This is a genomic window from Hyphomicrobium sp. GJ21, assembly GCF_001006785.1.
GTDB lineage: Bacteria > Pseudomonadota > Alphaproteobacteria > Rhizobiales > Hyphomicrobiaceae > Hyphomicrobium_B.
Genome location: NZ_CDHO01000003.1, coordinates 439,856 through 454,130, shown reverse-complemented (window position 1 = coordinate 454,130; position 14,275 = coordinate 439,856). Strand labels below are relative to the sequence as shown.

At 61.3% G+C, this 14,275-nt stretch carries 15 protein-coding genes; 5 read left to right on the top strand and 10 right to left on the bottom strand.

What is annotated here, in order from left to right:
• The first annotated feature begins 8 nt into the window (after window positions 1-8).
• A complete protein-coding gene (clpS, locus tag HYPGJ_RS10515) occupies window positions 9-359 on the top strand; it encodes an ATP-dependent Clp protease adapter ClpS (protein WP_046847136.1) in 351 nt (116 codons plus the stop codon).
• 7 nt (window positions 360-366) lie between these two features.
• Complete coding sequence (gene clpA, locus HYPGJ_RS10510; RefSeq protein WP_046847135.1) at window positions 367-2,817, top strand: ATP-dependent Clp protease ATP-binding subunit ClpA; 2,451 nt, start codon at window positions 367-369, stop codon at window positions 2,815-2,817.
• 88 nt (window positions 2,818-2,905) lie between these two features.
• Here the strand turns inward: clpA and HYPGJ_RS10505 are convergent, their stop codons facing one another.
• The 5 genes from HYPGJ_RS10505 to HYPGJ_RS10485 all read right to left on the bottom strand — a co-directional run bounded on the left by HYPGJ_RS10505 (window position 2,906) and on the right by HYPGJ_RS10485 (window position 6,709).
• Window positions 2,906-3,547 carry an SDR family oxidoreductase gene (locus tag HYPGJ_RS10505; RefSeq protein ID WP_046847134.1) on the bottom strand — a complete coding sequence of 214 codons (642 nt, stop codon included), beginning with the start codon at window positions 3,545-3,547 and terminating at the stop codon, window positions 2,906-2,908.
• A 74-nt stretch (window positions 3,548-3,621) separates the two neighbouring features.
• Window positions 3,622-4,044, bottom strand: coding sequence for an HIT family protein (locus HYPGJ_RS10500; protein WP_046848318.1), 423 nt, complete (start codon window positions 4,042-4,044; stop codon window positions 3,622-3,624).
• A 153-nt stretch (window positions 4,045-4,197) separates the two neighbouring features.
• On the bottom strand, window positions 4,198-5,370 hold the full coding sequence (locus HYPGJ_RS10495; protein WP_046848317.1) for a GNAT family N-acetyltransferase: 1,173 nt from the start codon (window positions 5,368-5,370) through the stop codon (window positions 4,198-4,200).
• A 124-nt stretch (window positions 5,371-5,494) separates the two neighbouring features.
• Window positions 5,495-6,244: a glycerophosphodiester phosphodiesterase family protein gene (locus tag HYPGJ_RS10490; protein ID WP_046847133.1), complete on the bottom strand. Its 750-nt coding sequence runs from the start codon at window positions 6,242-6,244 to the stop codon at window positions 5,495-5,497.
• 3 nt (window positions 6,245-6,247) lie between these two features.
• On the bottom strand, window positions 6,248-6,709 hold the full coding sequence (locus HYPGJ_RS10485) for a RidA family protein (protein WP_046847132.1): 462 nt from the start codon (window positions 6,707-6,709) through the stop codon (window positions 6,248-6,250).
• Window positions 6,710-6,839: 130 nt separating this feature from the next.
• Here HYPGJ_RS10485 and HYPGJ_RS10480 point away from each other — a divergent pair, with 130 nt between their 5' ends.
• Window positions 6,840-7,712 carry a cell envelope integrity EipB family protein gene (locus HYPGJ_RS10480; protein WP_046847131.1) on the top strand — a complete coding sequence of 291 codons (873 nt, stop codon included), beginning with the start codon at window positions 6,840-6,842 and terminating at the stop codon, window positions 7,710-7,712.
• A gap of 64 nt (window positions 7,713-7,776) precedes the next feature.
• On the opposite strand, the gene HYPGJ_RS10475 is transcribed toward HYPGJ_RS10480, so the two are convergent.
• On the bottom strand, window positions 7,777-8,064 hold the full coding sequence (locus HYPGJ_RS10475) for a DUF3572 domain-containing protein (protein WP_046847130.1): 288 nt from the start codon (window positions 8,062-8,064) through the stop codon (window positions 7,777-7,779).
• Window positions 8,065-8,171: 107 nt separating this feature from the next.
• Between HYPGJ_RS10475 and HYPGJ_RS10470 the strand changes: the two genes are divergently transcribed.
• Together HYPGJ_RS10470 and HYPGJ_RS10465 are read left to right on the top strand one after the other, a co-directional pair.
• Window positions 8,172-8,606 carry a response regulator gene (locus HYPGJ_RS10470; protein WP_013214663.1) on the top strand — a complete coding sequence of 145 codons (435 nt, stop codon included), beginning with the start codon at window positions 8,172-8,174 and terminating at the stop codon, window positions 8,604-8,606.
• Between the two features lie 6 nt (window positions 8,607-8,612).
• A complete protein-coding gene (locus tag HYPGJ_RS10465; RefSeq protein ID WP_046847129.1) occupies window positions 8,613-9,983 on the top strand; it encodes a PleD family two-component system response regulator in 1,371 nt (456 codons plus the stop codon).
• 567 nt (window positions 9,984-10,550) lie between these two features.
• On the opposite strand, the gene rpmG is transcribed toward HYPGJ_RS10465, so the two are convergent.
• The 4 genes from rpmG to rnr form a co-directional block, all read right to left on the bottom strand.
• Entirely contained in the window at window positions 10,551-10,718 is a 168-nt protein-coding gene (gene rpmG / locus HYPGJ_RS10460) for a 50S ribosomal protein L33 (RefSeq protein WP_013214665.1), read from the bottom strand.
• Window positions 10,719-10,794: 76 nt separating this feature from the next.
• Window positions 10,795-11,502, bottom strand: coding sequence for an NUDIX hydrolase (locus HYPGJ_RS10455; RefSeq protein ID WP_046847128.1), 708 nt, complete (start codon window positions 11,500-11,502; stop codon window positions 10,795-10,797).
• A gap of 18 nt (window positions 11,503-11,520) precedes the next feature.
• A complete protein-coding gene (locus tag HYPGJ_RS10450) occupies window positions 11,521-11,967 on the bottom strand; it encodes a DUF983 domain-containing protein (RefSeq protein WP_046848315.1) in 447 nt (148 codons plus the stop codon).
• 76 nt (window positions 11,968-12,043) lie between these two features.
• A complete protein-coding gene (gene rnr, locus HYPGJ_RS10445) occupies window positions 12,044-14,272 on the bottom strand; it encodes a ribonuclease R (protein WP_046847127.1) in 2,229 nt (742 codons plus the stop codon).
• Window positions 14,273-14,275 lie beyond the last annotated feature (3 nt).

Below are 14,275 nucleotides of genomic sequence, written 5' to 3'. Positions count from 1 at the left end.
TGATCCGGATGGCAGGGAACGACGACCAACCGAATGGTCCGGGTCGCGACGATCGCGATGGGGATTCAAAGACCGGCATCGTCACGAAGACCCGACCGAAAACGAAGAAGCCGAGCCTCTACAAGGTTCTCCTTCTCAATGACGATTTCACGCCGATGGAGTTCGTCGTTCTTGTCCTTCAGCGGTTCTTCAACAAAGGACAGGAAGACGCGACGCGCATCATGCTGCATGTTCACCACAAGGGCGTCGGCATCTGCGGGGTCTACACGTACGAGGTTGCCGAGACCAAGGTGACGCAGGTCATGGACTTTTCGCGGCAACATGGCCACCCTCTACAGTGCACTATGGAGAAAGAGTAGGACTCGATTGACATCGCTCTCCAAAAATCTCGAAGCATCACTGCACCGCGCGGTGCAGTACGCGAATGTGCGCCATCACGAATTTGCAACGCTTGAGCACCTGTTGCTGGCGCTCGTTGACGACCGCGATGCAGCGGCCGTCATGCGCGCCTGCTCGGTCGATCTCGAGCAGCTGCGTGCGCGGCTGATCGAATACCTCGACACCGAGCTTAAGCCGATCGTGTCGAAGTCGGCGCGCGACGCGCATCCGACGAACTCGTTCCAGCGCGTCGTGCAGCGCGCGATCGTCCACGTGCAGACGTCGGGCCGCGAGGAAGTCACCGGCGCCAACGTGCTCGTCGGCATTTTCTCGGAACGGGAAAGTCACGCTGCATACTTCCTGCAGGAACAGGAAATGACGCGGTTCGACGCCGTGCAGTATATCGCGCACGGCATCGCGAAGCGTCCGGGCATGTTCGAGCCGCGCACGGTTCGCGGCGTCGACGAGGATGCCACGGCGACAGAGGGCGAAGAGAGAAAGCCCGGCGACGCGCTGAACACCTACTGCGTGAACCTCAATAAGAAGGCGCGCGACGGCAAGATCGATCCGCTGATCGGCCGCGAGCAGGAAGTCATGCGCACCGTGCAGGTGCTCTGCCGCCGTCAGAAGAACAATCCGTTGTTCGTCGGTGATCCGGGCGTCGGCAAGACGGCGATTGCCGAAGGCTTGGCGCGCAAGATCGTCGGCGGACAGGTACCGGACGTGCTCAAGGGCGCGACCATCTTCGCGCTCGATATGGGCGCGTTGCTTGCCGGAACGCGTTATCGCGGCGACTTTGAGGAACGCCTCAAAGCCGTGATGAAAGAAGTCGAGGCTTTCCCGGGCGCGGTGCTCTTCATCGACGAGATCCACACGGTCATCGGCGCGGGCGCGACGTCCGGCGGCGCGATGGATGCGTCGAACCTGCTGAAGCCGGCCCTGCAGTCGGGTACACTGCGCTGCATCGGCTCGACGACCTACAAGGAATATCGCCAGCACTTCGAGAAGGATCGTGCTCTCGTCCGTCGCTTCCAAAAGATCGACGTGAAGGAGCCGACGGTCGAAGACGCGATCGAGATCCTCAAGGGTCTGAAGACCGTGTTCGAGGATTATCACAAGGTCAAATACACGAACGAAGCCATCAAGGCGGCTGTCGATCTTTCGGCCAAGTACATTCATGACCGCAAGCTGCCCGACAAGGCGATCGACGTGATCGACGAGACGGGTGCGTCGCAGATGTTGCTGCCGGAAGGCAAGCGCAAGCGGAAGATCACGACCAAGGAGATCGAGGCGACGGTCGCCGTGATGGCGCGCATCCCGCCGAAAACGGTCACCAAGAGCGATGCGCAGGTCATCGCGCATATCGATCGCGATCTGAAGCGGCTTGTGTTCGGGCAAGACAAGGCCATCGAGGCTCTGTCGAGCGCGATCAAGCTGGCGCGCGCGGGTCTTCGCGAACCGGAGAAGCCGATCGGCTGCTACCTGTTCTCGGGTCCGACCGGCGTCGGCAAGACCGAAGTCGCGAAGCAGCTCGCCAATCTGATGGGCGTCGAGCTTCTGCGCTTCGACATGTCGGAATACATGGAGAAGCACACGGTCTCGCGTTTGATCGGTGCGCCGCCAGGTTACGTCGGCTTCGACCAGGGCGGTCTTCTGACCGACGGCGTCGATCAGCATCCGCATTGCGTGTTGCTGCTCGACGAAATCGAGAAGGCGCATCCGGATCTGTTCAACATCCTGTTGCAGGTGATGGACCACGGCAAGCTGACGGATCACAACGGCAAGTCGGTCGATTTCCGCAACGTCATTCTGATTATGACGACCAACGCAGGCGCGTCCGACATGGCGCGGCCGCCGATGGGCTTCAACCGTCAGAAGCGCGAGGGTGAAGATACGGAAGCCGTGACGAAGCTGTTCACGCCGGAGTTCCGCAACCGTCTCGACGCCATCGTGCCGTTCTCGGGTCTGTCGCCGGAGATCATCGCGCAGGTCGTCGAGAAGTTCATCTTCCAGCTCGAAGCGCAGCTGGCCGATCGCAGCGTTTCGATCGAGCTGTCGGACGAGGCGACGCGCTGGCTGGCGGAGAAGGGCTACGACGAAAAGTTCGGCGCACGGCCGCTGGCGCGCGTCATTCAGGAGCACATCAAGAAGCCGCTGGCGGAAGAGCTGCTGTTCGGCAAGCTCGAGAACGGTGGAACGGTGAAGGTGCTCGTGAAGGGCAAAGGCCCGGATCGCGAACTGGCGTTCGAGTTCCTGCCGCTCGATCCGTCGAAGCGGGCCCGGTCGGTCGAGGACGAGGAGACGGACGACGACAGTCCGCAGCCCGTGCTCGCCGATGCAACGCCGAAGAAGGCGCTGCCCGGTCCGAAGGAGAAGGGCGAGAAGCCGAAAGAGTCCGGTGCGGTGCCGAGCGTTCCGCGCAAAAAGAAAGAGGAATAGTTGCGCGGATCACCGCGCGACTGGGATTGAAAAGAGCGCGGTCCAGGCCGCGCTCTTTTTCTTTGGCAGGATTTTCTTTGTCAGGTTGTCAATCGACCAGGAGCGGCGTTTTTCCAAAGAGCGTTGCATCGTCGAGATGCTTGACGAGAAAATTCGCGACGTCGGTGCGCGAGATGAAGCCGCCGCGCCAGTCCTTCGGCTCATTCAGGATTTTGTAGCGCCCTGTCGCAGGTCTGTTCGTCAGCCCACCGGGTCGCGCGATCGTCCAGTCGAGCCCGCTTTTTTCGACGATGTCTTCGGCGATGTCCTTGTCGTTATAGGCCCGTTGCAGCACGAGCGGAAAAATCAGGTTGTCATAAAGGAAATTGATGCGGCCGCGGCTGTTTCCGGCACCGGCGCCCGTCACCATCATCAGTCGGCGAACGCCGGCGCCTTGCATCGCCTCGACGAGTGCGCGCGTTGAATCGGAAAACAACGTCGTTCCGAAAAGCAAATCCGATAGGCTGGTCGCTCCGACAGCGTAGATCACAGCGTCGACGCCTTGCACGGCTGCTGCAACCTCGCCCCGCACGCGCGCGTCGCCGGTGATCTTCGTGAGATTGGGATCCGAAATATCGATCGATGGGGCCGATCGTGCGAAGGCGCGCACCTTATGGCCCGCTGCGAGCGCCGCCTTCACTGTTTCCAGTCCGATGCCGCGGCTCGCGCCGATTACAAGGATCAAAGCCATGAGCGTCAACTCCCGTTCAGCCTGATGTCTCGAGCGTATCAGACCAAATCCTTGAAGCCGAGCGCGGTTCCGGCTTACGCCGCGAGCGCCGCCTTCAGCTTTTCGGCATTGGTTGCGAGCACCGCGTTGTCTTCCATGTTGCGCGCGTGCGTGTTCAGCGGCTTGCCTTCGTAACGCGGGATGACGTGGAAATGCAGGTGGAAGACCGTCTGCCCGCCTGCGGTTTCGTTGAATTGCGCGATGCTGACGCCGTCAGCGTCGAAAGCCGATTTCGCGGCGACCGCGACTTTCTGCACGAGCGGGATGATTTTCGCGAGCACAGCCGGATCGGCGTCGAGGAGATTGCGCGAGGCCGATTTAGGAAGGATCAGCGCGTGCCCCGGCGATTGCGGCATCACATCCATGAAGGCGATGGCGTCGGCGTCCTCGTAGACCTTGTGGCATGGGATTTCGCCGCGCAGGATCTTCGCGAAAATGTTGTTCGTGTCATAGGACATGATGAGGCTCGCTCGCGCTGGCTTTTTACACGTCCGGCCCATCCGCACGTGCCCTAGAGCCTTGCCGCTTTTCGCTGAATCGCGGGAGGCTCCAGGCCTTCGTTTTGTCGCGCTTCTTATCGGAAATCCTGTTCCCACTTTTCCGGAAGCACTCTAGGCGTCGTCTTTGCGATAGGGACCAAGGTCGGTCAAGTCGGCAGAGTATTGCGTGACAAGCGCTCGCTCCTTTTTGAGGAACCGCTCGACGGCGCGATGCAGGCCGGGGTCTGAAAGCCAGTGGGCGGAGTAGGTCTCGACCGGGAGATAGCCGCGCGCCAGTTTGTGCTCGCCCTGCGCGCCCGCCTCGACGCGCGCCAGTTTGCGGCTGATCGCGAAATCGATGGCCTGATAGTAGCAGATTTCGAAATGCAGAGCGGGATGATGCTCGGTTGACCCCCAGTAGCGGCCATAGAGGCAATCGCCGCCGATGAGGTTCAACGCGCCGGCGATATAGCGGCCGTCGCGTTTCGCTAGGACGAGCAGACAGCTTTCCGGCATCGTCTGTCCGAGTTCGGAAAAGAACACGCGGTTGAGATAGGGCCGGCCCCACTTGCGATTGCCGGTGTCGATGTAGAACGCGAACATCGCGTCCCAGTGCGCTTCGGTGATGTCGCGGCCGGTGACGTGCTCGATCTCGATCCCCGGCGCGACGGCGGCCTGGCGTTCCTTGCGGATCGCTTTGCGCTTTCGCGAGGCGAGGCTTGCGAGAAAATCGTCGAACGACGTGTAGTCGCGGTTCTGCCAGTGAAACTGCTGGCCGGTGCGCGTCAGAAAACCAATCCCACGCAGGCGCTCGGCGGCATCGGCGGATAGAAACGTCAAGTGCACAGACGACAGCCCGCCCTGACGTGCAAGCTCGATCGATGCCGCTGCGAGCAACTGCTCGTCCGCGTTGGCTCGCGGGCCGGGCTTCACGAGGAGCCGTGGTCCGGGCACCGGCGTGAACGGCACCGCGATCTGCAGCTTCGGATAATAATGTCCGCCGGCCTGTTCGTAGGCTTCCGCCCAGGCATGGTCGAAAACGTATTCGCCCTGGCTGTGCGATTTGACGTAGGCGGGCGCGGCGGCGGCAATGGCGCCGGTGTCATCTTCGAGGATGAGATGGCGCGGCAGCCAGCCGCTTCCACGGCCGACTGAGTTCGAGACTTCCAGCGCCTTCAGGAACGCGTGCGAGACGAACGGATTGAACGTGGTTGGATCAGGATTTGCGCACGCGTCCCATTGCTCAGCGCCGACTGCTGCAATGGACGGTATGAATTTGACTACGGCGTCGGATGATGTCGGCATGAACTCAACGAATTGAACCGGACACAACGGATTTATGCAATGGCGTAATCGCCGATCAAAGCGCCGCGAGGGCAGATCTGGTGTGCGCCGGATGTCCAGCGGAGCCAGTATTTCTGGCGCTGACCTATGGCTCGAAGCCTTCGAAAATCATGGCGTCGGCGAAACTCGCCGCGATGCGCCGCTGTTTCGCGGTTCGGACTGTCCAGGTGAGCAGCGGAAGACCCTGCACGATGCGCGCGTATTCCGTGACCGGCGTCGGAAGCGCGTTCACGTCGTAGGCGTAAAAATCGGGTGCGACGGGAGCGGATTCCAATAGATCGCGCAGTGCGGCTCCGCGCTTCGCGCTGATTTTGCGCGACCACCATCCCGCGCCAACATAGCTGCCCGAGATCATGCCGCGCGGCAGTTTCGGAGCGAGCGAACGGATCACGGTCATCACGGCGGGGTCGAACGACATCAGCGCGATCGGTCCGCGATAGGCGGAGGCGGACGCGGCGAGTTTGGCGAGAAACGATTTCTGCGGCGGATGCCATTCGCTCTTGATTTCGACGAGCAAGGGCACGCGCCCCGAAACCAGTTCGAGCAAATCGTCGAAGGTCAGGATCGGCGCGCCACCGACGCGATGGCGTAGCGATTGAAGCTGCCGTTCCGTGATTTTGGCAACCGGGCCGCGACCGGCGACGAGGCGCGGCAGCGCTTCATCATGAAATACGACCGGCAAGCCGTCGGCGGCCGGACGCACATCGCATTCGATGCCGTAGCCTTTGGCGATCGCCGCTTCGAATGCGGGGCCGGTATTTTCGACGATCCCGCGTTTCGCGTTGTGCAGTCCGCGATGCGCAATGGGACGCAGGAATGTCGCGCGGTCGAGCATGGCCTAACGGACTTTGATGATCGCGTCGATTTCAACGCATGTGTTGAGCGGAAGGTTCGCCACGCCGACGGCGGAACGCGTGTGGCGTCCCGCGTCTCCCAACGCGGCGACGAGCAGATCGGATGCGCCGTTGATCACGGTGGGCTGCTCGTAAAATCCCGGTGCGGAGGCGACGAAGCCGGTCACGCGCAAAACCTGGGCGATGCGGTCCAGGGTTCCAAGTGCGGCCTTGGCTTGCGCCAACAGACTAAGGGCTGCGAAGCGGGCGGCGATGCGCCCGTCCTCGACCGAGACGTCGGTTCCAAGCAAGCCGGTTAACACGCGTCCGGTCTCGTCCTTGGCGATCTGGCCGGAAATGAAAAGTTGGTCGCCGGATACGATGTGAGGCACATAATTGGCGACGGGTTGCGGAGCCTCTGGCAGTTTCAGGCCCAGATCCGCGAGGCGCCGTTCAGCATCCGACATGACTTTTCCTTTAGTTTCCAGCGAGCAGGCGAGAATTGGCCGTCGTGGCGCCTCTTTGCAATGCCTTTATTGACCCTTTAGATTGGGGCAATATGAAATACTGCCTTGTCGCGAAAGTGAGCGAACGCCGATGACCAGCCGGATTGAAATCAGCGCCCGGAGCGTGTTCGCGGCTCTCGCCGGACTGGCGTGGGCGGCTCCGGCAGGAGCGCAAGAGCCGGTGCATTTCGCTCCGCATCGCGCGGTCTATGAACTGTCGCTCGCGGATTCGAGCGCGGGAGCAGGTGTCTCGGGTGTTGCGGGCCGCATGGTGTACGAGCTGAACGGCTCGTCGTGCGACGGCTATACGCAGAACATGCGCTTCGTCACCGTGATGACGAACCAGGAAGGCACCGAAACGCTGAGCGATCTCCGGAATTCGAGCTGGGAAGACGCGGACGGCAAGAAGCTCAGATTTTCTTCGACGCAGTATCAGAATGACGAGTTGGCGGATGCGAGCCAGGGCGATGCCGCCCGCTCGAAAGGCACGACGCCAGTGGTCGGTGTCGATCTCGTGAAGCCGTCGAAGAAGCGCGTGGCGCTGCCGAACGACATTTATTTTCCGATGCAGCACGCCTCGACGCTCGTTCAGGCGGCGAAGAACGGCGTCAAGCTTTTGACGGCCAACCTCTATGACGGCTCGGAAAAGGGCGAGAAGTATTATCTGACGAGCACAGCCATCGGGCGCGAGTACGCGCCGGGCGCCAAGCCGCTTTCGGCCGCTGCCAAGGGCGGTGAGAAACTCGCCGGCGTTGCCTCGTGGCCGATGTCGATCAGCTATTTCGATGCCGGCAAGGATCAGGAAGATCAGCTTCCGGCCTACGAGCTTTCGTTCCGGTATTTCGAGGACGGCGTGACCAGCGATCTGAAGATCGACTACGGCGAGTTCGCGATCAAAGGCGAGCTTAAGGAGCTGACGTTCCTCGAACCGGGTAAGTGCCCGGCGTCGGCCAGCGCTCGCTAAATTCGATCATCGTTAGCACAGGCTGAAGCCTCCGGCTGATGCAACTCCGAGGCGGTAACCTGGTTCAGGTCTGCCCGCTGAGCAGGGCGTGCGCCGGGCCTATCGCGATCGGATCAATCCCCGCCTCCTGGCAGAACGCGAGCAGCAAGCTCTCGTCGCTGAGCATGTAATCCAGCGTTGCCACCTGAAAATCCCGGTTTTTTGCTTCGGCGCGTAGCTGTCTCGGATCGGTCCCGGTCAGCGACAGAAAGCGCGACACGCGTTGCGGGTCGTCAGCCAGGAATCCCAAGGCCTGCAATGCGATCGTCTCAGCGTCGTCGGGAGTGATTCGATCAGGTCTTAACCGAGGCATGCGCGTCCTGCTGTTAACTGTTGGTTACGGCTTTTGGCGTCAAAGTAGGTCAATGGTTTAGCCGAGAATCGGTGCAGAAACTGCCGTAGGGAGTGTGGGCGGTTGCCATGACGTATCAGGAAACCCGAACCAACGTCGAGCGTCGCGGCGCGGAGCCGCGCGTGGCGACGCAATCGGTCCTGATCGTCGAGGACAACGAGCTCAATATGAAGCTCTTCAACGATCTGCTTGCGGCCCACGGCTATAAGACGATCCAGACGCGCAACGGGTTCGAAGCCCTGGAACTGGCGCGGAAGCATCGCCCCGATCTCATCCTCATGGACATTCAGTTGCCCGAGGTCTCTGGGCTCGAGGTCACGAAATGGCTCAAGGACGATGACGAACTGTGCCGGATTCCGGTCGTCGCCGTTACCGCGTTCGCGATGAAAGGCGACGAGGAGCGCATCAGATCAGGTGGCTGCGAGGCGTATGTCTCCAAGCCGATTTCGGTGATGACCTTTCTTGAGACCGTTCGCAAATTCATAGGTCCCTCGAAATCGTAAAGCTCCATGACCGCCCGCGTACTCGTCGTCGATGATATTCTCGCCAATGTGAAGCTTCTCGAGGCGCGGCTGCAGGCCGAGTATTTCGAGGTGCTGACCGCGAACAGCGGCCGACAGGCGCTCGACCTGCTGGAGCGCGAAAGCGTCGACGTCGTGCTGCTCGACGTCATGATGCCGGGAATGGACGGGTTTGAAACCTGCCGCCACATCAAGGCAAGCCACGCAACGCATCATATCCCGGTCGTCATGGTGACTGCGCTGGATCAGCCCTCCGACAAGGTGCAGGGGCTGGAAAGCGGAGCCGATGATTTTCTGACGAAACCCGTCGACGATATCGCATTGGTGACGCGCGTGAAAAACCTCGCGCGCCTGAAAATGCTCAACGATGAAATGATGATGCGGGCCTCGACAGGCCGCGACATGGGCATTCCCGACGACGGTTCGTATGCGCGGGCTTTGTCGGCTCGTTCCGGGCGTGTGTTGCTCGTCGACGACAACGAGCGTTCGGCGGCGCGCCTATTGGATGTTCTTTCGAAAGGCAATGACGCCTTCGCTGAACGCGACATGCACGCGGCGCTGGCGAAGCTTACCGAAAGCAATTTCGACCTGCTGGTTGTCAGCCTATCGCTGGACGGAGCCGATGGATTGCGTTTGTGCTCGCAGGTGCGGTCGCTCGAACGCACGCGGCATTTGCCGATCATCATGTTGGTCGCACCGGGCGACGAAGCGCGGCTGCTGCGCGGGCTCGATATGGGCGTCAACGATTACCTGATGCGTCCCATCGACCGGCATGAGCTTCTCGCTCGCGTCAAAACGCAGATCAAGCGCAAGCGTCATTCGGATTTCCTGCGGCACCGGCTGGCGGAGAGCGTCGAGCTTTCGGTTACGGATTCTCTGACCGGGCTGCACAACCGGCGCTACATGGAAGGGCATCTCAGGACCCTGGTTTCCGAAGCCATTCGCACGGGGCGCAGCCTGTCGATGCTCGTGGCGGACATTGATCACTTCAAGGATGTCAACGATACCCACGGCCACGATGCGGGCGATGCGGTGCTGAAGGAGTTTTCGGTCCGGCTGAAGCGTAATACGCGCGGCGTTGATCTCGCCTGCCGTCTCGGCGGCGAAGAGTTCGTCATCATCATGCCGGATACCGATCTTGAACGCGCGTATCAAATCGGAGAGCGGCTGCGGGCGTGCGTGGCCGCCGATGAGTTCACCATAGAGGGCGGACAGACCGTCCGCGTGACGGCCAGCGTCGGGATCGCGACGCTCGAAAGCCCGCAAGACACACCCGAGTCCATGTTCAAGCGGGCCGACAACGCGCTCTATAAGGCCAAGCGCCGGGGCCGGAACCGGGTCGTTTCAGACGCCGCATAGTCATCCGCAGAGCACAGCTGTTCGGATTGACGGCGCCATATATCCTTGCTCAGGCCGCAGAGCTGCCAAGGAAAAGGCTCACATTTCCAGAATATTAGTCGGGGCGGGAGCGATCAGCGCAAGCGAATCGTGACTGCAGAGCAACAGGTAAAGCAGTTCTTGATTTCTGCACCGTTATCTGGCACCAACTACCCGGTTGACAAAGGGGGGCCACGAGAAATCGAAGAGCCTTTGCGTCACGATGCCCAGTTGGGGTTCGTGGCGTCCTTAGTTCCCGATCTGCCGGGCCCGCCGCATAGCCTGGTAGGACGGGGATGGATCGATCCGAGTGACCACGCGAGTGGCCTCCTCGAACGGTTGCAGAGGGTCGATCGTGAAGCTGGGTGAGGAACAACGCCCTCTTTGAACTTCGCCCGGTTGTGGCCAGGGTCGTGAAGCTGTCTCGGAACGATTTACCCCGCTGCCGAGTTTGCTTTCAGCCCTGGCCACTTATGCGGCCAGCGCTCCCACCAATCTCAAAATACGGAATTCCGAGTAAACGGACGCGGGTTAAATCCCTGCGTCTAATTACTTAATCTTTGTTTCCTTGAACTCGACGTGCTTGCGCGCGACGGGATCGTACTTCTTGAAAACAAGCTTCTCGGTCGACGTGCGCGGGTTCTTCTTCGTGACGTAGAAGAAGCCCGTTCCAGCGGACGACAACAACTTGATCTTTTGTGTAACCGGCTTTGCCATGATTCACGCTTAGAAAGAAAAAGGGCTGACCCAGGTCAGCCGCAGAGCGCGCAACATACGCGCGGGATTTTCTATGTCAAGGTGTAGGCTGCGGCATGGTGCACGAGACCAAGGTGCGCTGAAAGCCGCAGGCATCCTCGAAGTAGAACGGCAAGTCCGAGCCGGTGAAATCTCCCCGGTTCGCGCATTCCAGCCGCTGCGAAACGTCGTCCAGCACCAGTCGCGTGATGTTCGGCAGATCGAGCTTGCGTGCTTCATCGAGCGTAAACCAATCGAGATCGAGCAATTCGCCGTCCGGCGTCGACTGCGCGTTCGCGATCTTCGAACGTGAGGCAGTAAAAAACCACGTATCGTAGCGGCGGACGCGTCCTGGCGGGGTTATGGCGCGCGCCAGCGGCGAAAGATGAACCGGGGCCGGTGCGTAGCCTGCAGCCGAGAATGACGGCCAGAGATCATTCCGCAGATGGCTGGCCGCTTCCGCGCCGATGAGCATTCCGGCTTCCTCGTAGAGTTCGCGCACGGCTGCCAATGCGAAGGGACGAATTTCGGCGACGAGGTCGCGCGGCAGGTAAGGCGTGTCGAACGAACGGGCGAGCGCACGGTCGGCATCGTCGACGCGGCCACCGGGGAAGACCCATTTATCGGGCAAAAAGACCTGATCGGCGTGGCGCCGGCCCATCAGCAGCCTCGGGTCCGGCCTCGCGTCATCGATGACGACCACGCAGGCCGCGTCGCGAATCTCGACATGGCCTGCTGCGGCGAGAGATGACGACGCCTCGATCATTGCGTGATCGCTTTCGGCTTACTTTGCTGCTTCCGGCTCGGCTGGCGGAAGGCGTGAAAGGTCTTCGTTATCGAAAGCGGGATTGCCGAAGCCGTGCATGCGCAGCGCCCACTGATATCCGATGAGCGCACCTTTCACGCGCGGCAGCAGCCAGAGGCTGAGCAGCACGGTGACGGGCAGCCAGATTGCAAGCTCGACCCACACAGGCGGCGCGAACATTTTTTCGGTCATCAGAATACCGCCCACGATGACGTGCCCGGTGATCGTCATCACGAAATAGGGCGGCGCATCGTCGGCGCGATGATGAAACAGTTCGGTGCCGCACGACGAGCATACGTCGTTGACCTTGAGGTATTTTCCGTAGATGCGGCCGTTGCCGCAGCACGGGCACTTCTGACGCCATCCGCGCCTCAACGATTGCCATACATCACGAGGCGGCAGGCTATCGTCGGCTGGTGCTGCCATTTGATTTAAGTCATGCATGCTCATGGTGATGGGCTGTCCAAGCGGCATGGTCAATACGTAGGCGGTTTCTGCGACGTTATCGACGACGCTGGAATTTGCCGAATTTTTTTCTCGGAGCCCCGCGCGCGCCCGCCTTGAGCGCCGCAAAATTCCCGCGCGAGGCGGGCGTCAGCATTTCAAATCGCAGTGCTCCGGCGGACGGGATGGCTTCCAGTAACCGCACTTCGACCGTGTCTCCGAGGCGATAGCCGGCGCCCGTGCGCGCGCCCACCAGCGCGTGGGAGGCTTCAATGTGGTGATAATAATCGTCGCCGAGGCTCGAGATGGGGATGTATCCGTCCGCGCCGGTGTCTTTCAGGCGCACGAACAGGCCGGAGCGCGTCACGCCCGCGATGCGCGCTGGGAACGTTGCGCCGATGCGATCGGCGAGGTGAGCGGCGACGAGACGGTCGGTCGTTTCGCGCTCGGCCGACATGGCGCGCCGTTCCGTGTCGGAGATCGCCTTGGCGACGCTCGCGAGGTGCGGGATTTCTTCGTCCGTCAGTCCGTCGGGGCCGAGGTCCAACGCGCGGATCAGCGCGCGGTGCACGATGAGGTCGGCGTAACGGCGGATAGGTGACGTGAAGTGCGCGTAGCGCACGAGGTTCAGGCCGAAGTGTCCGATGTTCTTCGGCGTGTATTCCGCCTGCGATTGCGAACGCAGGATCACCTCGCTGATGAGATCGGGAACCGGCAGGTTTTTCGCCTGTTCGAGAACTTTGTTGAAGGCTTCGGGCCGAAGCGCGCCCGCGTGCGGAACCTTCATGTCGAGCGTTTCGAGGAAGTCGCGCAGGCCTTTCAGCTTCTCGGCGCTCGGCGCATCGTGCACGCGATAGACGAGCGGCAAGCGCTTTTCTTCGAGCGTCTCGGCGGCCGCGACGTTCGCCTGGATCATGAATTCTTCGATGAGGCGATGTGCGTCGAGACGTTCCGGCGTGACAACGCGTGCGACGCGGCCTTTGTCATCGAGAACAATCCGGCGCTCCGGTAGATCGAGATCGAGAGGCCCGCGCTTGTCGCGTGCGATGGCAACGGCGCGATACGCAGCCCAGAGCGGCTTCAGAGCGCGCTCCATCAGCGGTTCGCATTTTTCCGAAGGCTGCCCGTCGATCGCCGCCTGCGCTTCCTGATAAGAGAGTTTGGCAGCCGAGCGCATCATCGCGCGAACGAACTTGTGGCGACGCTTCTCGCCGTGACGATCGAATACAAGATGCACGGCGAGGCAGGCGCGCTCTTCGCCTTCGCGCAGTGAGCAGAGGTCGTTCGAAATCTTTTCCGGCAACATCGGCACGACGCGATCCGGAAAGTAGACCGAGTTGCCGCGCAGTTGCGCTTCGCGATCGATTTTCGAGCCGGGGCGGATGTAATGCGCGACGTCGGCGATTGCGACGGTCACGATAAAGCCGCCCTCGTTCTTCGGATCGCTGTCGAACTCGGCATGCACGGCGTCGTCATGGTCGCGCGCATCGACAGGATCGATCGTCAGAAGCGGGACTGCGCGCAGGTCTTCGCGGCGATCCATCGTCGGGGCGGAAAGCGTTTCGCATTCCTTCAGCACGCTTTCCGGAAAGTCCTCCGGAATGCCGTGCGCGTGGATGGCGATCAGGGAAATCTGGCGCTGGTCGTCGGGATTGCCGAGGCTTTCGACGATTTCCGCACGCGGCGTCGCAAAGCGGCCGCGCCGGACGAGTTCGAAGCGCACAAGATCGCCGTCGCTGGCTTCGCCCATGTCGTCGGGCAGTATCGGCCAGCTTTTCAGCTCCTTGCGGTCGATCGGCTCGATCGTTCCGCCGCCACGCTTCGACGCGCGGAAGACGCCGAGCAGGCGGCGTTTCTCTTTCGGCAGTTTTTTGATCGGCGTCGCTTCATAGATCGCGCCGCTTCCGGTTCCGCGAGGGAGTCTGGTGAGCTTCGCCAGAACGCGGTCGCCGATGCCAATCTCGCTATCTGCGGAACGCGCCGAAAGCGACAGGCGCACGGTGGGGCGCTTGCCCTCGTCTTCGTCCCATTGCAATGGCTTGGCGATCAGATCGCCGTCGTCGTCACGGCCGGTGACTTCGAGCGTCGTGACGGGCGGAAGCTTGCCCTTTTCCTTGAGGTGCTTCTTGTCGCCGGTGAGCGTGCCGTCGGCGGCCATCTCGGCGAGGATGCGTTTCAGCGCGATGCGCGCGCCGCCCGAGACGCCGAATGCGCGCGCGATCTCGCGCTTGCCTGCTTTGCCTTGCGCAGAGTTCAGAAATTCGAGGATCTGTTCTTTGCTCGGCAGACC